This window comes from Cytobacillus sp. (assembly GCF_032154635.1).
Taxonomy (GTDB): domain Bacteria; phylum Bacillota; class Bacilli; order Bacillales; family Cytobacillaceae; genus Cytobacillus.
This window is the reverse complement of sequence record NZ_JALDXW010000017.1, coordinates 79,294-99,094: the sequence shown is the minus strand read 5'-3', so window position 1 is coordinate 99,094 and position 19,801 is coordinate 79,294. Positions and strand designations below refer to the sequence as shown.

The 19,801-nt window shown below is 35.2% G+C and carries 21 protein-coding genes; 13 read left to right on the top strand and 8 right to left on the bottom strand.

The annotated features are described in order from the left end of the window. Positions 1-55 precede the first annotated feature (55 nt). The 5 genes from RUH74_RS13695 to RUH74_RS13675 all read right to left on the bottom strand — a co-directional run bounded on the left by RUH74_RS13695 (position 56) and on the right by RUH74_RS13675 (position 5,456). Positions 56-1,255, bottom strand: a complete 1,200-nt coding sequence (locus RUH74_RS13695; RefSeq protein ID WP_313800868.1) for an MFS transporter — start codon at positions 1,253-1,255, stop codon at positions 56-58. 162 nt (positions 1,256-1,417) lie between these two features. Beyond that, positions 1,418-1,576 carry a hypothetical protein gene (locus RUH74_RS13690; RefSeq protein ID WP_313800867.1) on the bottom strand — a complete coding sequence of 53 codons (159 nt, stop codon included), beginning with the start codon at positions 1,574-1,576 and terminating at the stop codon, positions 1,418-1,420. A 2-nt stretch (positions 1,577-1,578) separates the two neighbouring features. Further along, positions 1,579-2,829 (bottom strand): Ger(x)C family spore germination protein, encoded by a 1,251-nt coding sequence (locus tag RUH74_RS13685; RefSeq protein WP_313800866.1) that lies wholly within the window; start codon positions 2,827-2,829, stop codon positions 1,579-1,581. Next, positions 2,804-3,913, bottom strand: a complete 1,110-nt coding sequence (locus tag RUH74_RS13680) for a GerAB/ArcD/ProY family transporter (protein ID WP_313800865.1) — start codon at positions 3,911-3,913, stop codon at positions 2,804-2,806. The genes RUH74_RS13685 and RUH74_RS13680 overlap by 26 nt, the downstream gene beginning before the upstream one ends. 10 nt (positions 3,914-3,923) lie before the next feature. Then, positions 3,924-5,456: a spore germination protein gene (locus RUH74_RS13675; RefSeq protein ID WP_313800864.1), complete on the bottom strand. Its 1,533-nt coding sequence runs from the start codon at positions 5,454-5,456 to the stop codon at positions 3,924-3,926. Positions 5,457-5,586: 130 nt separating this feature from the next. Between RUH74_RS13675 and RUH74_RS13670 the strand changes: the two genes are divergently transcribed. After that, positions 5,587-6,957 carry an aldehyde dehydrogenase gene (locus tag RUH74_RS13670; protein WP_313800863.1) on the top strand — a complete coding sequence of 457 codons (1,371 nt, stop codon included), beginning with the start codon at positions 5,587-5,589 and terminating at the stop codon, positions 6,955-6,957. An 89-nt stretch (positions 6,958-7,046) separates the two neighbouring features. After that, on the top strand, positions 7,047-7,304 hold the full coding sequence (locus tag RUH74_RS13665) for a hypothetical protein (protein ID WP_313800862.1): 258 nt from the start codon (positions 7,047-7,049) through the stop codon (positions 7,302-7,304). A gap of 39 nt (positions 7,305-7,343) precedes the next feature. On the opposite strand, the gene trhA is transcribed toward RUH74_RS13665, so the two are convergent. Continuing rightward, positions 7,344-7,991 carry a PAQR family membrane homeostasis protein TrhA gene (gene trhA, locus RUH74_RS13660; protein WP_313800861.1) on the bottom strand — a complete coding sequence of 216 codons (648 nt, stop codon included), beginning with the start codon at positions 7,989-7,991 and terminating at the stop codon, positions 7,344-7,346. Between the two features lie 140 nt (positions 7,992-8,131). Here trhA and RUH74_RS13655 point away from each other — a divergent pair, with 140 nt between their 5' ends. The 8 genes from RUH74_RS13655 to RUH74_RS24225 all read left to right on the top strand — a co-directional run bounded on the left by RUH74_RS13655 (position 8,132) and on the right by RUH74_RS24225 (position 15,240). Then, entirely contained in the window at positions 8,132-8,719 is a 588-nt protein-coding gene (locus RUH74_RS13655) for a DUF1836 domain-containing protein (RefSeq protein WP_313800860.1), read from the top strand. 346 nt (positions 8,720-9,065) lie between these two features. Next, positions 9,066-10,130, top strand: a complete 1,065-nt coding sequence (locus RUH74_RS13650; protein WP_313800859.1) for a multicopper oxidase domain-containing protein — start codon at positions 9,066-9,068, stop codon at positions 10,128-10,130. Between the two features lie 162 nt (positions 10,131-10,292). After that, positions 10,293-11,654 carry a right-handed parallel beta-helix repeat-containing protein gene (locus tag RUH74_RS13645; RefSeq protein WP_313800858.1) on the top strand — a complete coding sequence of 454 codons (1,362 nt, stop codon included), beginning with the start codon at positions 10,293-10,295 and terminating at the stop codon, positions 11,652-11,654. Further along, positions 11,644-12,117, top strand: a complete 474-nt coding sequence (locus RUH74_RS13640; RefSeq protein WP_313800857.1) for a nitrous oxide reductase accessory protein NosL — start codon at positions 11,644-11,646, stop codon at positions 12,115-12,117. Before RUH74_RS13645 ends, RUH74_RS13640 begins: the two co-directional genes overlap by 11 nt. Positions 12,118-12,155: 38 nt before the next feature. Next, complete coding sequence (locus tag RUH74_RS13635; RefSeq protein WP_313800856.1) at positions 12,156-13,109, top strand: ABC transporter permease subunit; 954 nt, start codon at positions 12,156-12,158, stop codon at positions 13,107-13,109. A 1-nt stretch (position 13,110) separates the two neighbouring features. Then, entirely contained in the window at positions 13,111-13,809 is a 699-nt protein-coding gene (locus tag RUH74_RS13630) for an ABC transporter ATP-binding protein (RefSeq protein WP_313800855.1), read from the top strand. 154 nt (positions 13,810-13,963) lie between these two features. Next, positions 13,964-14,971 carry a CNNM domain-containing protein gene (locus tag RUH74_RS13625; protein WP_313800854.1) on the top strand — a complete coding sequence of 336 codons (1,008 nt, stop codon included), beginning with the start codon at positions 13,964-13,966 and terminating at the stop codon, positions 14,969-14,971. 59 nt (positions 14,972-15,030) lie between these two features. After that, the gene (locus tag RUH74_RS24225; protein ID WP_483863905.1) at positions 15,031-15,240 is read left to right on the top strand and encodes a CGCGG family putative rSAM-modified RiPP protein; all 210 of its coding nucleotides are present in this window, start codon (positions 15,031-15,033) and stop codon (positions 15,238-15,240) included. Between the two features lie 306 nt (positions 15,241-15,546). Here the strand turns inward: RUH74_RS24225 and RUH74_RS13620 are convergent, their stop codons facing one another. Next, complete coding sequence (locus RUH74_RS13620; RefSeq protein ID WP_313800853.1) at positions 15,547-16,689, bottom strand: CAP domain-containing protein; 1,143 nt, start codon at positions 16,687-16,689, stop codon at positions 15,547-15,549. A 205-nt stretch (positions 16,690-16,894) separates the two neighbouring features. On the opposite strand from RUH74_RS13620, the gene speD reads away from it, so the two are divergent. Then, on the top strand, positions 16,895-17,707 hold the full coding sequence (speD, locus tag RUH74_RS13615) for an adenosylmethionine decarboxylase (protein WP_313800852.1): 813 nt from the start codon (positions 16,895-16,897) through the stop codon (positions 17,705-17,707). A gap of 72 nt (positions 17,708-17,779) precedes the next feature. Here speD and RUH74_RS13610 read toward each other — a convergent pair whose 3' ends face one another. Continuing rightward, positions 17,780-18,688 carry a MerR family transcriptional regulator gene (locus RUH74_RS13610; protein ID WP_313800851.1) on the bottom strand — a complete coding sequence of 303 codons (909 nt, stop codon included), beginning with the start codon at positions 18,686-18,688 and terminating at the stop codon, positions 17,780-17,782. A 327-nt stretch (positions 18,689-19,015) separates the two neighbouring features. Between RUH74_RS13610 and RUH74_RS13605 the strand changes: the two genes are divergently transcribed. Both RUH74_RS13605 and RUH74_RS13600 read left to right on the top strand, forming a co-directional pair. Beyond that, positions 19,016-19,441, top strand: a complete 426-nt coding sequence (locus RUH74_RS13605; RefSeq protein ID WP_313800850.1) for a hemerythrin domain-containing protein — start codon at positions 19,016-19,018, stop codon at positions 19,439-19,441. A gap of 45 nt (positions 19,442-19,486) precedes the next feature. Continuing rightward, a complete protein-coding gene (locus tag RUH74_RS13600) occupies positions 19,487-19,798 on the top strand; it encodes a hypothetical protein (protein ID WP_313800849.1) in 312 nt (103 codons plus the stop codon). The last annotated feature ends 3 nt before the right edge of the window (positions 19,799-19,801 follow it).

The window sequence follows — 19,801 nt, the reverse complement described above, 5'->3', positions numbered from 1 at the left end:
ATAAAAAATCTTCCTCCGGCTTATATTGAAGAGGAGGAAGATTTTAAATAAAAAGTTATGCCCTTTGCACCTTCCGATTTTTCGATAGGATTCCAAGATACAGGATGATCGAGCAAAATACAGAACCTGCTGCAACCGCATAAATCGCACTGTATCCAAACCAGTGGGCAATTTGTCCAAACATAATAGCCCCGATCCCTACACCAAGATCGAAAAAAGAGAAGAATGTTGCATTCGCCATCCCCCTGCGATTAACCGGTGCTTCTTTAACAGACCAAGCTTGTAAAGCGGGTTGTACAGTCCCGAATCCAAGACCGTATAATATGGCAGCAATGTAAAGGAATAGACTGTTTGGCAGCCATGATAATAGAATCATGGAAATAATAATTAATAGTGCTCCTGGAATGAAAACAGCTTGGTGTCCTTTTTGGTCATATAGTTTTCCAGCAAATGTTCGACTAATCATTAACGCTAATGCATAGAGGAGGAAATACCATTGGATACCTGGGATGCCTTTCTGTGCTGAATAGATTGGAAGAAATGATGCGATTCCGCCGAAAGTTACTGTGATAAAAAATAAGAGCATGGATGGCGGAAGGGCGCTTTTCTCGTAAATGTCCCATTTTTTTAGCTGGGCAGTCTGCGGTTCAGCCTTCTTATATCGAATCGTTGAGGATAAGAAAAATGCTGCAAGACCGAGAATTGCACAAATTAAAAATAGTTGGGTGAAAGTAACCACACCGACTAAAGCGAGACCTAATGTCGGTCCGAATGCGAGGGCTAAGTTTCCTGATAGGCCATAATAACCCATTCCTTCTCCACGCCTTTTGACAGGGATTAAGTCTGTAGCAATTGTGCCAGAAGCTGTTGTAGAAAAGCCCCATCCCAAGCCTTGAATGATTCTCATAATAAATAAGAAGACTAAACTTTTAACAAAACCAAAAGAGCCGACTGATAGGACGAAAATGCCAAGTCCAGTCAGGTATACAAACCTTCTTCCTTTTGATTCTAAGGCATGGCCTGCATATGGTCGCAGGAGAAGAGCAGAAAAAGTAAATATCCCAACGACAATCCCGATCAACTGATCATTTCCTCCGAGTTCCTCTACAAATAAAGGGATTGTCGGTAATGTCATTTGAAACCCAAGAAAAATAAAAAAATTGGATAAGCAGATGAGAACGAAGTCCCTTGTCCATATTTTTTCGGAATGCATCTGCAGATTTGATGCACCCTCTGAACGTGAATCACTACTCATATAAGATTTCCTCCCAATGAAAACTGTTATTTGGACTCTAATCGCTAAAATCCATAAAAATGTGTCAAATTTAGAATAATATTTAGAGCCACTAAATATAAAATCTATTCTACTAGATATTTGGCCATTTTTCTATTAAAGGGAGATAAAAATAAGATGTAGTCATTTTAGTGCCCCAAGAAAAGCAACTATTATTGTTGCGGCTGCTAATGACAACACAGCAACGGATCCGAGTCTTTTCTTATCTCTCCATAATGATATTGTAAATCCGAAGGAATAAAGAGAGACGAGTATTAAAGCAATCCAAATAAATATTTTCAATTTCAATCCCTTACTTTCTCTAGCCTAGGCATTCTGCTTTGCCTGCCAAATTCTCCAAATGTTATGTTAACAGATATATTCACGTCCATATCTGGATAGGTATTCATCCAGTCAAACTTCTTATATTCACGGGTATTTGGGAATTTTTTCCTAGCAATTAATGACCAGCCAAATGGTTCTGCTTTAAATTCTTCCTGTGTTTTTGAAACAAATTCCATTATTTTTTTCTCAAATCTGTTTTCAATATATTTTTTGAGCTCATTTCTTTTCTGAGTATCTTTTGCATAGTTTTCCATGGCATGATCAGTTAATATATCTATATGTAGCGGAAGGGTAGCATCAATTTTCGATCTCCCATTTCTTGGAGTTAATTTTATTTCAGGATTTTTTAATTGTGTAATTTTAGCTGCCATCCGATATTCTTCCTTATTTGGATCCGGAAAGGTGACTAGCATTGGCGGTGATTTTTGGGCTACGTTCATAAGTAGAGAAATTCTAGTTTCTTGTGCTGTCAGCTTTCCAATCATCGTGCCTTCTTTAAAAACAGTTGATCCTAGAAATTGTGTTTTATTTGTTTTTCCAGTCGTATGGAGCTGACCGGCAAAGATGTCATCCCCTTTACTGCTCGGATCTTCATCTTGATGTTCGGTTGTAGCATATATTCCTAAGAACAAGTCGGCATCTGCCTCGGTAATTCGTAAATACCGATGCAATGTGGAGTCAGGTATATTGGCCGTTTCAATACCGCGTTTAATAATGAAATCAAAATATTTATTTGCCCTTGTTTCGAGTTTTGGTTCATTCGTGTTAATAAATGTACTAGCGTCTTCTTTAGTAATGATAAGATAAGTGTCTCTCCGAATATCCTTTTCCTTTGTCGTGTCATACATCCATCTGATAAAATCCTTTTCTTTTGCGAGTTTTTCAGAAACGATGATATTTTTCATTAAATTATAGGAAATTTCTTTCGCTATGACGGCATTTGCCTTATATAATGGCGAAACGAGATCATCCGTTTCAAAACTAATTATTTCAACAGGAGGTTCATTTGTTGAACCTCCTTGCTGTATCGAACCATACTCGGGATTGGCGATTAAATAAGTAATCTTTAAGTTTGATTTTTTACCTTTGTCTAACCCTATAGCAACTACATAAGCACTTCTTTCGATTTCTTTTTTATCCCAGCAGCCGCCAAGCGAAAACACGATTAACAGTAAACAAATCACCTTAATTAGATGCTTTTCCTTTATCATTATTAAAATCTCCTTTAAATTTAGCGGCTATCCATAATAAGAATGGCAAAAAAATAAATATAGGTGTTGCAATAAACAGTAACTTTTCCCTTAATTTAAAGATTGTAAAAGTTGGATTTTCGGGTATCAGTCCTAACAAAACAACTAACGTAGCAATTATGGGCAGTAAATGTTCGAAATTCTTAATACTAAACAGACTTCCAAATAGAATGGATACTAAATATAAATAGAAAGCAAAACGAATAAAGGAAGCAATTAACCAAAAAGGAAAGAAAAAGCTTTCAATATTTTCTAAGAATCCGATCTCGATATACCGAATGGTTTCATGAAAAGGGAAATCCATCATTTGAATTCCTTTATAATCAAATAGCATAACAAAACCAGCTAACGATAAGGAAAGCTCGGTAACGATGATGGCAAATGCTATCCATGTTCCCTTTTTATACACCTTCATATTTTTTATATACGGAAAAATTAGACCTAAGTAAAGAAAGTCAGCATTGATTGAAACCCTGAGAGAGCTTTCTTTTACAATTTCCCATGCACCATTCCCAAATGTGGGGAATAAAAACAATATTTCTCCTTGAGCAAAGGTTAATAATAAAGCTGCAAGCAGTGAAAATTTAATCCAAAAAAGAACCGACCAAGCAACAGAACCAATGTGCTCAATTCCTTTTTTTGCTCCATAAACACTGACAATCATTAAGAGTGTATAGATCATAATCGTAGGCGTTTTGTCGAAATACATTGTTGAGATGATGTCCGTGTATACGGCTGAATCAACTGTCAGTGCAGAGAATAATGTAACCCATAAAACTATTAAGGTAAAAAAACCAAAAAATTTTCCAAATAGATGTTTGACTACATCTGCTAAATTTTTGCTTTCGTAAATAGTCAAAACTTTTATAAGTAAATAAATCGGAATAATGGAGAGGGCACACATTACAATAGGGGACATCCACGCTGCATTTCCCATATGCTTATACAAAATGACGGTTGTATCATCCGTGAGCTTTGTGCCAATTGTTAAAATAATTATGGCAATAAATTCTTTAATGCCGATCTTTCCCTTTGAATCTTCCATCCACATTCTCCTATGTTTTTTTCATATCTTTTGGCTTTAAATATCCTGGGCGAAAAATTTCATTTTTCAAAAGTTTTCTAAATACCGTGTCTTTTGATGACGCGTATTTAGGAGTCATTGGAGATAAGTAAGGGACACCAAAGGATTTAATGGAGACGATATAAAATAGACCTGCTGTAAAAACTGCTGTCATTCCGTAGAAACCAAAAATACCTGCAGAGAGAATAAAAAAGAATCGAATAATTCGAATAGCGAAGTTCATGCTTATGTCAGAAACTAAAAATGAGCAAACCCCAGCCAAGGCAACAACAATAACTACGATTGGACTAACGATATTTGCCTGAACTGCAGCCTGTCCTAATATTAAGGCCCCAACAATTCCGATCGTCGGTCCAATCGGGGTTGGAACGCGTAAACCACCTTCTCGTATCAAACCGAAAGCAAATTCCATTAACAAAACTTCAATAATGGCAGGAAACGGGACTTTTTCCCTTGTTGCTGAGATGGCCAGCAATAAATCAGGAGGAATCATTTCTGTATGGTAATTAGTAATACCAACATAAATGGAAGAACTAAACAAGGTGATAAATATGGCAATCATCCGCAACCCCCTTGTAAAGTTTCCATAAATATACCTTAAATAGTGGTCTTCAGAAATATGGAAAAAAGACCAAAAGGTAGCTGGCAGCACCAATGAATCAGGTGAATTATCCATTAATAAAACAATATAGCCATCTTCGATAAAGGCTGAGGCACGATCAGGTCTTTCTGTATAAAGAATAGACGGAAATAATGAAAGTTTTCTCTCCTCGATATGCTGCTCCAGCAAAGCTAAGGTTTGGACGGAATCTACATTTAATGCATTTACCCTTTTCTTAATGTTGTTAAGAAGCTGCTCATTTGCTAAATCCTTAATGTAGAGAATAAAAAGTTCATTCTTCGTGCGCTTGGATATAGCGACGGTTTCAACAACAAGGTTTTCATCCCTAATTCTTTTGCGAATGAGCGAAATATTGGACATTGCTTTTTCAGTAAAGGCTTCTTTAGGGCCTTTTAAAACGATTTCATTATCAGCATTGCTAACATCTCTTCCTTGAAAATTTGCAACAGCAATACTATAGGCTTTTGTGTAGCCATCAATAAATAAAACGGCATTTCCTTTATTGATTTCATAAATGGCATCCTTATTAAATTCGACAGTAGACAGTGCTTGTACCATTAATAAATTTTCGATAGAACAGGATGGGTCATTGTTTTTAAGTAACGGTTGAATGGTAAATTCATCCAGAAGATTTATATCAATAATTGTTGAAATAGAAATAAGGCAAGCTTGTTGATTCAATCCGCCAATTTGAAACGACCGGAATTTCACATCCTTATTAGTAGGGAAAGAATAGATTTTTTTAAAAATAGCTATAGTATATTCAAGGTCAGCATGTATCTTTTGTTCTTTTATCTTAATTTCTTTTGAGTTGGATTTTTCTTTAAACGGATTATTCTTCTTATTTGAGGAAAAAGCTTTTTTTAGTAAATCACCTAACATTTTCTATCCCTCCCAATTATAAGTGTTCCACTAATTTATGAAGTTATGTAATGCGAGATTGAGGAATTTCATTCAGGGGAGGAACGTGCTAAAATTTATTTAATGTAAGAAGTGATTGGGGGTTGCATAATTGGGAAAATTCGGAGATTTATTAGAAAAACAAAGAAACTTCTTTTTACAAGGAAAAACGAAAGAGTTGTCGTATCGGATAGAAGCATTAAAATCGCTGCAAAGTCTTATTCGAACAAATGAACAAGATTTGATGATTGCGTTAAAGAAAGATTTAAATAAAAGTGAGTTTGATACTTACTTGACAGAAATTGGGATTGTGCTTGAAGAAATAAAATTTACCCTAAAGCATTTATCTGTATGGGCAAAGCCAAGAAGGGTAAGATCTTCTTTAGCAACACTTGGTTCAAAAAGCTATATCTATCCTGAACCGTATGGCATTTCTCTTGTAATCTCTCCGTGGAATTATCCATTCCAATTAGCCATAGCCCCATTGGCAGGTGCAATTGCTGCTGGAAATTGTGTGATTTTAAAGCCTTCGGAATTAACTCCGAATACATCTGCAGTGTTAGCCAAACTAATCAGCGAAAAATTCCCTCAAGAGTTTATTACTGTTGTCGAAGGCGGTGTGGAGGTGAGCACTGCTTTGTTGAATGAGAAATTTGATTATATCTTCTTTACAGGCAGTGTCTCTGTTGGGAAAATTGTCATGCAAGCAGCTGCAAAAAATTTAACACCGGTAACACTTGAATTAGGAGGCAAAAGTCCTTGTATCGTTCATGAGGATGCAAATTTGAAATTAGCTGCAAAGAGAATTGCATGGGGAAAATTTACGAATGCAGGACAAACGTGTGTGGCTCCCGATTATTTATATGTACACAGTCGTGTGAAGAAGGAATTCTTACACGAATTAAAGGAAGCCATTTATGAATTATATAGTGAAAATATTTTTGATACTGGCCTATTTACAAAAATAGTCAGTGAGAAGCATTTCAAGCGGCTGATTTCCTTTCTGAATAATGGCGAACGATATCTTGGAGGAAAATTTGATGAAACGAAACTTACTATTGAACCTACGATTTTAGATAAGATTCATTGGGATGATGAAGTGATGCAGGAGGAAATCTTTGGACCGATTTTGCCTGTGATGGGATATGAATCATTGCCGCAAAGTATTAGAGAAATTCAAAGTCGCCCGAAACCGCTCGCATTATATCTTTTTTCAGAAAGCGATATGATTCAGGAAAAAATATTGAATGAGATTTCCTTCGGTGGGGGGTGTATTAATGATACCGTTTATCATCTGAGCTCTCCTTATTTGCCATTTGGCGGAGTAGGAGAGAGTGGAATAGGGGCTTATCATGGGAAAGGGAGCTTTGATGTATTTACACATGAAAAAAGTATATTAAAGCAAACAACCCGGTTTGATCTTCCTTTTAGATATCCAACAATGAAAAATGGATTAAAATTCATAAAAAGGATTTTAAACTAAGTTCCAGCATTGGAAAAATCCGGAGTAATAATCCGGGGGGAATGGTATAATATTAAATTGTGGACTCATTCTAAAAAGGAGGGAACAAGATGGAGTTTTCATTAGGATTACTGATTAGTGTAGCTGTAACCATTTATTTAGTTATCGATGCACCTAAGCATAATAAAAGTCCTGTGTTATGGGGAATACTCGGATTTATTTTAGGATTATTAGGACTGGGAATATACCTAATTGTTACTGGAAGAAAAGTTTTGGGATGGATTATAGTTGTTCTTTATATTGTTCTTGTCATCATAATAATATTATTTTTTGCAGTAATCATTGCCGCTTTATTTAATATGCAATAAAAAAGGAACCGTCCTGCTTAGATAAGCAGAACGGTTTTTTTATATCACGTATAGGAAAACACTTAAAAAATGCGCGAGGCTGCCGAGCATGATGAAAATATGAAAGATTTCATGGAAACCAAAATGTTTAAATTCCAGAAATTTAGGTTTAATCGCATAAATGGCTCCACCAATAGTATAAAGAACCCCGCCAAATATTAATAGGAACAATCCAGGGAAACTTAATGACTCTGAAAGTGGTGAGAATGCAACTATTATGATCCACCCCATTGCAATATAAAGAGCTGTTGAAAGCCATCTTGGACAGGTAAACCAGATCATTTTAAATAAGATTCCTGAAATAGCCACAGCTGTGACAATCCCAAATAATAACCAACCTGTTACTCCGTTTAAGCTGATCAAACAAAAAGGTGTATAAGAACCTGCAATTAAAATGAAAATCATTGAATGGTCAAGTCTTCTTAAAAAGGCGATTACTTTGTCTTTGGCAATAACCATATGATAAGTAGCTGAGGCAGAGTAGAGAAGAATCATGCTAATTCCAAAAATGATTACTGCTGAAATGGCAAGTGCAGATGAGGTTGTCAATGAAGCTTTGATGACCATAGCTAGCAATCCAATGAACGAAAGAATCGCACCAGCGAGATGAGTAAGTCCATTTATTGGCTCCCGAATATAAGAATTCATAAGTAATCCCCCTAAAAATACTTAATGTAGTATCGATAACTACTTATAATAATATAACCATTCTATCAAGTAGTCAACATTTACATGCTGCTTTTTTTTAAGTAATATTAAATTATCAAATAATATAGTAGGGGAATAGAATGGAACAAATACAGGCTATGATAGAGAAACTTGGCTTAGAAAATCAAATTACATTAGAAGAGATTCCGCAAATCGATTTGTACATGGATCAGGTCATCCAATTATTTGAAAATAAATTTGGCAGCTCCAAACGGAATGAAGAAGAAAAGGTTCTTACAAAAACAATGATTAATAATTATGCAAAAGGCAAATTATTTTTTCCAATCAAGAACAAAAAGTATTCCAAAGAACATCTCATCCTCATCAGTCTCATTTATCAATTAAAAGGGGTGCTATCTATTAATGATATTAAGGAAACCCTTTTTAAAATAAATGAAAAAATGAGTATGAATCAATTTAATTTAGATGGTTTCTATGAAAGCTATCTGCATGTAGCAAATAAAAATGTCGAAAACTTCCGATTGGATGTGGTTGAAAAATCTAAAGATGTGAAGAAAGAAATTGATTTATTAGAGGATGCTGAAAAGGGGGATCTTCAAAAAATATTAATGATAGCTTCACTTGTAAATATGAGCAATCTTTATCGGAGAGCTGCAGAAAAGCTCGTGGATGAAATTTCTATCACGCAAAAGAGAAAGGAAAAGTGAGTAGCAGATTAAAAGGATATGAAACCGTTTTTTGGTTTTATATCCTTCTTTTAATCAAATACCGCTGAAACAGAACGGGGATCACAATCAAAGTGCTATAGCTATAACTTTGGGCAGATTTCTAGTTTTACACTTCAAACAATCCCACATTAATCCGTATTTCAGCTCCCTAGAAAATTTTTTTGAAAAATTTTTAGCTAAAACCAACCTTTATCACTTGATTAAATACTTCTTCACAAATCCTTCACACATTTATATGCTTATGTGAGAAAAATCACCTATTTGTCAGGAAAATGTCATTAATATAAAAGTATGAAAGGAAACCAAACAAGAGGGGGAAACACAAATGAATAAAAGTGTAAAAATTCTTCTTACTTCCGTTTTAGGCATTGGACTTTTAACAGGATGCAGCCAGCAAGCAGCAGATTCTAAAAATGACAAGAATATGGAACAGAAAGTATTAGCAGCAGAAAAAGGTGAGGTAGAAGTAATCAAGCCCCATCAAGGGCTAAATCAAGAACCAATCCCATTAAAAATGGAGCGGGTAGGTCCGAATGAAGTGAACGTGGAAATGACTTCACAAATAACTGATATTGAAATTGATAAGGGAAAAATGTACAAGGCATGGACATTTAATGGAGAGGCACCAGGACCAGTAGTCGTCGTAAATGAAGGAGACACCATTAATTTTACGCTAAAAAATATGGATCCAGCCATTCCTCATAGCATGGATTTTCATGCCGTACATGCATCACCCTCAAAAGACTTTACTAATGTAGAGCCTGATGAAACAGGAACATTCAGCTATCCAGCCAATAAACCGGGTGTCTTTATGTATCACTGTGGCACAGCTCCAGTTCTATCTCATATTGCAAATGGGATGCACGGAACAATCATAGTTAAACCTAAAGAAGGCTATCCAACAGATAAAGATATCGATAGAGAGTTTGTCATCATTCAAAATGAATGGTATAAATACAATGATTTAGAAGATTTTACAAATGGTGTGCCTAGCCATGTAGTTATGTCAACGAAAGCATTAAAAGAGGGCGACAGAAACACAAATGGAGACACATTCAGCCTTAAAGATCAGCCATTATTAGCCAAGGTTGGTGACAAGGTAAGAATTTATGTTAATAACGTAGGACCAAATGAAGTTAGCTCATTCCATGTAGTTGGAACTGTATTCGATGATGTATATATGGACGGCAATCCATATAATCATATGAAAGGTCTTCAAACAGTTATGCTCCCAGCTAGCGGCGGAGCAGTTGTTGAATTTACAGTTACACGTGAAGGCAGCTATTCGATTCTAACACATCAATTCAACCATGCGCAAAAAGGAGCCGTCGCTATCTTAAAGGTGACTGAAACTGGAGAAGATGACGGCACGGCCACAATGGGCCATTAAAAAATATAAAAACAACACAAACATATTATATATAAAATAAACAAAAAAGTGAACCCTTTTTGATAAATTAATGGGCAGTACTTTCCTAATTGATAAAAAGACGATTGAATAGGAATGCTGCCCTTCTATATGGTGGAAATGTGCAGGGCAGGTGAGGCTCACATGAATAAAAAGCTTGGAATATTAATTGTGCTTGTTTGGTTTGTTTTTATTGCCAAGGTACATGCCGAGGAAGTTTCCGTAACGAATGGGATTGAACTTCAAAAAGCATTAGTAAATACGAGTGAAAATAGAATTATTCGATTAGAGCCTGGGGAGTATATTGGGGCTTTTACAATAAATCGGCCCCTTCATTTAATTGGGGAAGAAGGAGCAAAGCTGGTTGGCCAAAAAAATGGAAATGTCCTAACAATTGAAGCAGATGATGTGACCGTTGAAGGCCTTCAAATCGAAGGCAGTGGTTCTCAAAATGCGGGAATATATGTGAAAGGGAATCGGTCTATTATCCAAAAAAATATCATTGAAGATGTTTTCCATGGTATTTATGCAAAGGATAGCTATGGCCATCGATTAGAGAATAATGTAATTACTAGTTTTCAAGGGAGCAGCAATCATAAAGGGTATGGGATTTATTTAGTTAACGCACCAAATTCTGTAGCTTCAAGCAATTTTATTTATGATACGCAAGATGGGATTTATGTTTCGTATTCTGATTTCTGTGAAATAAGAGGGAATCAAATGGTAAGAGCGAGATATGGTGTTCACACAATGGATTCTAGAACGGTATTAATCGCACAGAATAAGGTCCGGGAAAGTGTAAATGGATTAATGATTATGCAGAGCAATGAAGTCTTTATCCTTGCCAATTCTTTTTATTTAAATACAAAGATTGACGGAGCAGGAATGTTTATTTTTGATACCTTTGATTCAAAAATTTCTTCTAATCTGATGCAGGGGAATTTTAAGGGAATATTGCTTGAAAATGCGAAACGTAATACGTTTGAATTCAATACATTTATCGGAAATCACACGGGGCTTGAATTGAGAAAAGCTTCTGAAGAGAATACGATCTACTTAAATAATTTCTATCATAATACGAGGCAAATCATTTCTGATAAGAAAAATATAAATTTTTTTTCTAAAGATAAGTACGGAAACTACTTTGATGATCATGGCTCATTAAATTTAAATAATGATGAACTCGTTGATTACGCCTATAAAAGCGGAGATGTTTTTTATAACATGACGAGTGAGGAGCCATACTTAAGTATTTTCTATCAAAGTCCAGCAGTGCAGCTATGGAATATGATTGAGCAGTACACACCAATGCCATCAGATTCCTATGTCATCGATGAATCTCCACTTGTAAAGCCTGCCCCAGTCAGCTGGAATGATGGAAAATCAGAAAAAGCATTTTTTTCAAATCCTACATTTAATATGATGCAGATCGTAACTTTTCTATTTGTTTTCATTGGAAGTATGTTTATTCTATTGAAGTTGGGGAGGGGTAAGCATGAAATTTAAAGTATTGATTCTCATGTCAGGTTTATTTTTTTTATTAGCAGCCTGCCAGTCGAAAGCTGCTGCACCTATTGATATAAAATCAAATGAAGAATCATGTACTGAGTGTAAAATGGGCATTGAAGAGCTGAAATCAGCTGCACAAATTATTTTAGAGGATGGAAAACCGCTTTTATTTGATGATATTGGTTGTATGATTAATTATCTCCGGCAAAAAGAACCGAAATATGAAGCGGCATTTATTCATGATTTCGAAACAGAGGATTGGATTGATTTTGATAAAAGCACTTTTATTCAAGGTACATTTATTGAAAGCCCAATGAGTTATGGAATTGCAGGATTTGTATCAAAAGAAAAAGCTTCTCAATTTCAAAAAGAGCATGGTGGCGATATGTACTCGAAAGAAGAGCTTTTAAGAACAGACATGAAAAGTTTTAAATCAGGAGGAATGGAGCACGATCATTAGGAAAAAGATAATGGTCAGCCGATTAGGAGGCAATGGGTATGAAGCCTACATTACTATTATCAATGATTAAGCATGAATTGCAGTTTTTATTGCGCAGTAAGTGGCTTTTAAACTTTATGATATTATTTCTATTTTTATCTGTATTACTTTATTTTTACGGTTTACAATCGATTAAATCAGATCCGGTAGAAACGACATTTGGATTAGAATCAGTCAATACAAATATTGAGACGATGAATGTGAATCCAGAATGGTATGGTTTAAAAGAGATCAAGAAAGAAGTCAGGTCATCAAAGGAATTTAATCAATCTGCTTACAACAGATCCATTGCAATGCTAATCAATTTATCATTATGGCTTATTCCGATCATTTGTTTAATATTAGGAGCAAATTCAATCATAGCTGATAAGGAAAGCAGCAGGTTTTCACTATTTAAGACCTATCAAGTCTCGTATTGGCATTATATGTGCAGTAAGTTTTTTTCATTAGTCCTATCCCTATTGATCGTAATGGGTATTTCATACGGCTCATTCGGTCTCATCCTTTCATTGATAGGCAAATCGTTTGAAGGATCGATCTATCTTGTTTTTATGGCAGTTAACCTCCTTCTTATCGTTGTATTTTCAGCAGCTGCTTTATTCATTGGAGCAGGGAGTAAAACAAGAATGCAAGGTTTATCCTTTGCATTATTTTTCTGGAGTATTGTTGTATTCGTCTATGAATTTGTCATTTTTTCAATTATTGATTGGATCCCATATTCAATGAAGCTTGGAACCTTATTTTCACTTATCTTACTAAACCCAGTAGAGTCTATTCGAGTATGGTCGATTTCAAAATTAAATGCTGAGTATGTATTTGGACCAGAGTATTTAATGATTGAGAAATGGGCAGAAAACGGCATGCTCACTGGTGCACTTTTCCTATCAGTCATTCTTCTACTTTTTTTAACCATTGCTTCATCCACATATTTATTGAAAAAAAGGGGCGTTTAATATGATTTTAGAGCTTCGGAATATTTCAAAAAAATATAAAAAAAAAATAGCCTTGTCTCCAGTAGATCTTACTATAAATAAGGGAGAATGCATCGTATTATGTGGTGGGAATGGTGCTGGAAAAAGTACAATGATTAAAATCCTAACCGGAATTGAAAAATCATCCTCAGGTCAGGTTGTCTTTCACTCGAAAAAAAAGAAACCATTTGCCTATATGCCAGACCAGATGAATTTTCCACCTGAATTTACTCCAATTGAGATTTTAAATTATTATGGAACATTTTTGAATACATCTAAAGAGAGAATTCAAGAAGTACTTGTTGATGTTGGATTATGGGAAAAGCGTAATCAAAGGGTTGGGGGATTCTCAAAAGGGATGTCTCAGCGGTTGAATTTGGCCCAGTGTCTATTAGCGAATACAGATGTTTATATTCTAGATGAACCAACAAACGGGTTGGATCCCTATTGGGTTATTCAGTTTAAAGAGGTCATTCAATCTTTAAAAAAGCAGGAGAAAACCGTGATCGTCAGCAGCCATATTATGAGGGATGCCATTGAGATTGCAGATAAAGTAATAATTTTATTTAATGGAAAGCTCAAGTCTTTTGGAACACTGGAATGTATATATCATGACTATGGGTGCAAATCGCTGGAAGAAGTGTTTTTGTCCATTCACCAAAAAGAAAAAAGTACTAGTTAAGCAGCCAGGACTTTCGTGTTTCTGGCTGTTTAACTTTTTATGTTTGTGATTTTACAATCATATATTTATTGATTTATACTAGAAAAATATTCATGTATTTCCTGAAAAAGAGGGAATAATAATAAAATGAAAATTGTTTTGGAGGCTACATATTTTGTTTATTGCTATTGCGTTTTTTATGTTTATGTCCTTTTTTCTTTCAGGAAGCGAGACGGCTCTAACAGCTGTCAATAAGATGAAGTTAAAAACAAGGGCGGAGAATAATGATGCAAAATCACAGAAGCTGCTAAATCTTGTATCAAAGCCTGATGAACTAATTACAGCGATTTTAATTGGAAATAATATATCTAATATTATGCTTCCAACATTAGTTACGATTATTGCCCTTGAGTACGATTTTAATGTTGGGTTAGCTACAGGGATCTTAACGGTTGTTTTAATCATTTTTGCAGAAGTGCTGCCAAAGTCAATTGCTGCATCATTTGCTGATAAAATTGCGTATTTAGTTTTTCCTGTCATTCGAATCTTGCTGCTTATCTTTAAACCAGTTACTTTTCTTTTATCAAAATTCACGAGAGCCATTGTTAGATTGCTTGCTAAAGATGATTTTGACTCTATATCTGTCTCAAAAGAAGAATTAATGACAATGGTTGATATCGCTACAGTTGAGGGAACGTTTAAGAATGAGGAGACCCAAAGAATTAAAGGAGTAATTGATTTTTACAGATTGGATGTTAAAGATGCATTGAAAACCCCTAGAATGAACATTGAAGGAATTCCATATAACTCTACCTTTGAGCAAGCAAGAGAAATTGTTTTGAGTAACAAGTATACGAGATATCCTGTTTTTACGGAAAATATGGATCATATTGTAGGGGTGTTTCATGCGAAGCAATTGCTTGCATGGTCGCTTGAACCAGAAAAATCAATGGAGGAATTTACCGATAATGACCCATTATTCGTTTATGAGTTTCATTCGATAGAAACGGTTTTTAAAATGATGATGAAAGAACGGAAGCATTTGGCAATCGTTCTTGATGAATATGGTGGGACAAAAGGCATTATAAGTCATGAGGATATTATTGAAGCCATGCTAGGTCAGGAAATAGAAGATGAAACAGATGAGGATTATGAAGTTAATAAGACGCCTACTGTAAAATAAATATGAAAGCAATGTCTATTTGTTATAGCGATAAAATGGGTCAATGGATATAGAGCACAATAAGTAACAATATAGAACTAGTCATTGAAGATGGGATAAAAGCAGTAAAAGAGACTGAACTTAACTTCTACGTAAATTTGGTGATCTCCGAACGATTTAGAATTCCAGCTGAATATTTTGTACCATTATTAACAGAAGTTTATGGTGATTCCATTCGGAAGAAATTTATTGATCAGTGTGGTTGTGGGGGGGAAGTATTACGTGTATAGAAACAGTATTAAATAAATTAGATTCTCTCAAACGGTTCAAAAATCAACAAGTCATTATAAATTTTTATGAAGAAGAAGAATTAATTCAAAGAGAAGGTCTTTTTTTTGATTCACTTCAAATAGTCGGTCGTCAGATTCAATTTATTAAGGGCAGTACGATCGTATTATCGATCCCTTTTGGTGGATATATGAATTTCTCACAACGTACTGAATTTAAGAATTATTATTCTTTAGAAAAAGGCAACAAACGAGTAGAGTTATACTTTCCCTGAAGTTTAGGCTGGGTCTACCTAAAGCCCCAGCCATCTACCTTCTAAAAAAATTCTCTGTATAATAAGGATGAGAGTCCTCATTGAAAGCCACGCCAACACCTAAATATTGATATTCGGGACGAAGGATATTTTCTCTATGCCCAAGTGAATTCATTAGTCCTTCATGAGCAAAAATGCTGCTGAATTGTCCAGTTGCCAAATTCTCCCCAGCAAATGTAAAGAAAATATCATCCTCACTCATACGGTCAAATGGGGATAGTCCTTCAAGATTTGTATGCGAAAAGTAATTATTCTCTGCCATATCCTTGCTATGTTTTCTAGCAGTTTCTTTCACATGTTCATCCCATTCCAATACATTCAGATGATGATTGACACGAGTAGCATTTGTTAAGTCAAAGAGCTGATATTCAAAACCCTCTTTTAATTGCTGACTTGCATCTGAATAAAAGTTTTTCTTACTTGATTCGAGTTCTTGCGTAACAATTTGCAGAGAAGTGACAGTATTCCCCTCGTGTTTATCGTAAAAAATAGTTACATAGCTATCATCTAGTACGTACACATCATAATCACGATCATTTTCCAATTGAAAATAGGTCATTCCCTTACGAATTTTGTCTAATGGCTCCCCTAACTTACTATGGACGTCTTTTTTAGCGCTCCCATACTTAATGCCAACGGAAGAAGTAATTAAATCTTGGTTCGTATACAGCCCGACAACCTTATTATTGTCATCGTATGCAACCATTATAAAATTTTGATAATCATCATGGTACGTATGCCATTTAGTTCCATATTCATTTAAAGAATCACGCTTCGCCGTTCCGATTTGTTTCTCCACTTCAGATAGTTGTTCTCCAAGGATGATGTTATGAATCGAAAAAGCCTGTTCAGTTGGAATAGATAAATGGGGCTTTTCCGCTTGATTTGTATCAGACTTGTTATCTTTAATTGTACTGAATTCTGAAGATGGATCTTCGTTTCCTGTTAATTCATTGACTGTTTGATAAATTGAATGTAAGGCTGCTGTTACATTGGGGTGTTCAATTACGCTTCGAATTTCAGACTTAATTGATTCTAACACCGGATAATAATTTGTTTTCTGAATTAGTTTCTCGATGAACGGCCAAGAAGCAAACAATAGGAACAGTAGGATCAAAGTACGGAATAATCTTCTCAATGCTTCACCCCACCTTTCTAGATTTTCATAAAATCATTTATCCCCTATATTATAAGTTTTAATAATAAAATTGAATAGCTAGAGACCTTTTCCATCAGAAAATTAAGGGAAGTTCTAAAAAGAAAAATGCTGATTTTTAATGATGAAAGAGGGCAACATAACAATATTTAATAGCGGAAAAAATCTTTAAAAGGGGGAAATAGGATTGGAATTATCACCTGAACAACGAATCGAATTGCATGGATTTAATAATTTAACAAAATCATTGAGCTTTAATATGTATGATATTTGTTATACAAAAACGAAGGAGGAGCGAGAAGCATATATTGAGTACATTGATGAGGAGTATAGTGCAGAAAGATTAACAAAAATATTAAAAAGTGTTTCTGACATTATAGGGGCGCATGTTTTAAATATCGCTCAACAGGATTATGAACCACAAGGGGCAAGTGTGACAATGCTTGTATCGGAAGGACCGGTTGTTGAGGTGCCGAGAGAATCATACAATGAATCACCAGGACCGCTTCCAGGCTCAGTCGTTATGCAACTAGATAAAAGTCATATTACCGTACATACGTATCCTGAATATCATCCTTCTGAAGGTATTAGTACTTTTCGCGCAGACATTGATGTATCTACATGTGGAGAGATATCCCCTTTAAAAGCATTAAATTTTTTAATTCATTCCTTTGATACCGACATCATGACGATTGATTATCGGGTGAGGGGATTTACTCGGGATAAGAATGGGCATAAGCTCTTTATTGATCATAATATTAGTTCCATTCAAAATTATATTCCAGAAGAAGTGAAAAATGAATTTGATATGATTGATGTCAATATTTATCAATCCCATATTTTTCATACTAAATGCAGGATTCGCGATTTTGACCTTAATAACTATTTATTTGGATATACAAAGGAAAAGCTTGCCCCAGAAGAAGTAGAAGAAATTACCGAACAATTAACGACGGAGATGGATGAAATCTTTTACGGAACGAATTTTGAATCAATATAACATATATTCCCCTGACACCCAAAGGGTGTCAGGCTCCGTTCATAGAATATAATTTACTACTATAGTTTCAGCTTATTTCCAAAACTTCCACCATTGCCCCTTTTTTTCTTGTGAAGCAGCAGCACTTCTAAAGCTAAGAATCATGTCTTGGAACATCACCTCACGCTTGTTGACATCTTTCCAGTATTCCTCGCGTTCTCTATGGATGGTTTCCAAATAAATTTCTCTGTCAGTATTTAAAGTCTCTATAAGTGCACTTATTTCCGTATGTGTAACCTCCGCAGAACTAGAAATATAGTGAATCATCGTTTTAAATTCTTCAGCTGCAGCTTCAGATGAATCGGCCACCCGGTGGGTAAGATTGCGAAGTTGTTCTGTCGTGCCTTTTGATGATTTCGCAATTCTCTTTGATAGGGTTCCAAGCTTTTCAGCAGTATCTTCAGAGATTTTATGTAAATCGGAGGAAAGATTATCGATTTCAGCAATCGTTCTTTCGTTTGATTTATAAATGGAGTCTGATAAACTTTTTACCGTGTGTACAGAACCTTTAAGTATTTCCTTTTTTATGTCATCAATGATTTCTTTACGAACCCTATGCCGAATTTCATTTCGAACATCATCGATAATTTCGTCTTTCCATGATTTCATTGCGGTTAGGAATTGATCAATATCATTCCTGTTTGGTTCGGATGCTATTTTCTCAGGCACTATAGAGGTTAATGAGGGTTCAATACTTGCTACTTTCTGTAATTGAAAGTCCTTTTCAATAATTCCCCTGATCATGTCCTTACTTAGACTTTTGTCATAAAGCTGTTTGATCGTCTCGAGCAGACTTATTTCATCATCTGTATAATAGCGTGTTCCCTGCTTAGTACGGGGAATAATGAGCAATCCATCCAGATCCTTTTCCCATTGTCTCAATTTACTTGGTGATATACTCAGCTTTTTTGCTGCATCTTTAATCGCGTATGATTTCGTCATTTTGTTTTCCAGCCCTTTCTAAAGAAAGATGAAATGTCTTTATTAGATTCTATTCTTATTATTTCAGCGTGTTCCCATCTATTTTCCTGCCTCGTGACAAAAGCTATCAAAAGAAGACGGATTTCAGCAAAAATTATAGCTCTAATTAAGAAGATGGGAGTTTCTACTTGTATACATTCATTTTCTTTTTTTGAAGTTTCCGTCAAAACCTTATAATGTTCACAATTTGAGACGTATTGTTAAGTTTAGTAATTACTAATGTGGGGAAACTGACTAATAAATTTACTAGGACTACTAGACAGTAGTTTAGAAGGAAGGAGTAAACAAATGTCAGGACCAAGTTTAAAAAAACCTGATGCTCATTCATCAATCCATGAGGCGGCATTAAATGAAGCAAGAGAATTGAGAGAAATATTTCAGCGCTGTTTGAAGGATGGGCAAAAGGAAAAAGCACTCCAAGTTGCCGAGGTAATCATTGAACATTGGGAAACTCGAACACTAAAACATGCAGAATCGGAAGAAGAGGGCTTATATAAAGAAATGGTTTTGGAAAATGCTCAATTAAAGGATTTAGTCGTTCAACTTACTCGAGATCATGACATCATGAGAAGAATTGTCCAGCAAATGAAAGAAAAGCTTCAAAAACAAGAAATTGATGAGGAGTTCACGAGATTAATGGATGGTGTGATCATTGTTGATCTGATCCATAATGAGGATGAAATGAATAAATTACTGCCCAATAGCAAACACTAACGCAGGTAAATTAAGGAAATTAGTAGCGGGGAGGATGCAAAGCAAATGGGAGAATTCAAGCTGCAAAAGGAAGAATCTTTACGGATTTCTGCACCAAATGTTTATAAAAGGATGATAGAAACCTTTGAAAAATATAATATTCATCCGTATGATGCCCATGGAACTGTAATTAAAACGCAAGAGGGGCTTGAAATAACTTTAAGGCTTACAAATCATTTTACTGAGATTGCTCATACAAAAATAAGTTTGGAACAAGCACAGTATCCTGATGGGGAGGTTTCTTGCTTTTTTGAACAGGCAGCAGAAAAATGCAAGACTCAATTAATCACAGACTATTTTAAAATGATAAAGCTTTAGAAA

Coding starts and splice junctions, on each gene's coding strand:
- RUH74_RS13695 (WP_313800868.1), bottom strand. CDS start 1,255: ATGAGTAGTGATTCACGTTCAGAGGGTGCATCAAATCTGCAGATGCAT.
- RUH74_RS13685 (WP_313800866.1), bottom strand. CDS start 2,829: ATGATAAAGGAAAAGCATCTAATTAAGGTGATTTGTTTACTGTTAATC.
- RUH74_RS13680 (WP_313800865.1), bottom strand. CDS start 3,913: ATGGAAGATTCAAAGGGAAAGATCGGCATTAAAGAATTTATTGCCATA.
- RUH74_RS13675 (WP_313800864.1), bottom strand. CDS start 5,456: ATGTTAGGTGATTTACTAAAAAAAGCTTTTTCCTCAAATAAGAAGAAT.
- RUH74_RS13665 (WP_313800862.1), top strand. CDS start 7,047: ATGGAGTTTTCATTAGGATTACTGATTAGTGTAGCTGTAACCATTTAT.
- trhA (WP_313800861.1), bottom strand. CDS start 7,991: ATGAATTCTTATATTCGGGAGCCAATAAATGGACTTACTCATCTCGCT.
- RUH74_RS13655 (WP_313800860.1), top strand. CDS start 8,132: ATGGAACAAATACAGGCTATGATAGAGAAACTTGGCTTAGAAAATCAA.
- RUH74_RS13650 (WP_313800859.1), top strand. CDS start 9,066: ATGAATAAAAGTGTAAAAATTCTTCTTACTTCCGTTTTAGGCATTGGA.
- RUH74_RS13645 (WP_313800858.1), top strand. CDS start 10,293: ATGAATAAAAAGCTTGGAATATTAATTGTGCTTGTTTGGTTTGTTTTT.
- RUH74_RS13640 (WP_313800857.1), top strand. CDS start 11,644: ATGAAATTTAAAGTATTGATTCTCATGTCAGGTTTATTTTTTTTATTA.
- RUH74_RS13635 (WP_313800856.1), top strand. CDS start 12,156: ATGAAGCCTACATTACTATTATCAATGATTAAGCATGAATTGCAGTTT.
- RUH74_RS13630 (WP_313800855.1), top strand. CDS start 13,111: ATGATTTTAGAGCTTCGGAATATTTCAAAAAAATATAAAAAAAAAATA.
- RUH74_RS13610 (WP_313800851.1), bottom strand. CDS start 18,688: ATGACGAAATCATACGCGATTAAAGATGCAGCAAAAAAGCTGAGTATA.
- RUH74_RS13605 (WP_313800850.1), top strand. CDS start 19,016: ATGTCAGGACCAAGTTTAAAAAAACCTGATGCTCATTCATCAATCCAT.
- RUH74_RS13600 (WP_313800849.1), top strand. CDS start 19,487: ATGGGAGAATTCAAGCTGCAAAAGGAAGAATCTTTACGGATTTCTGCA.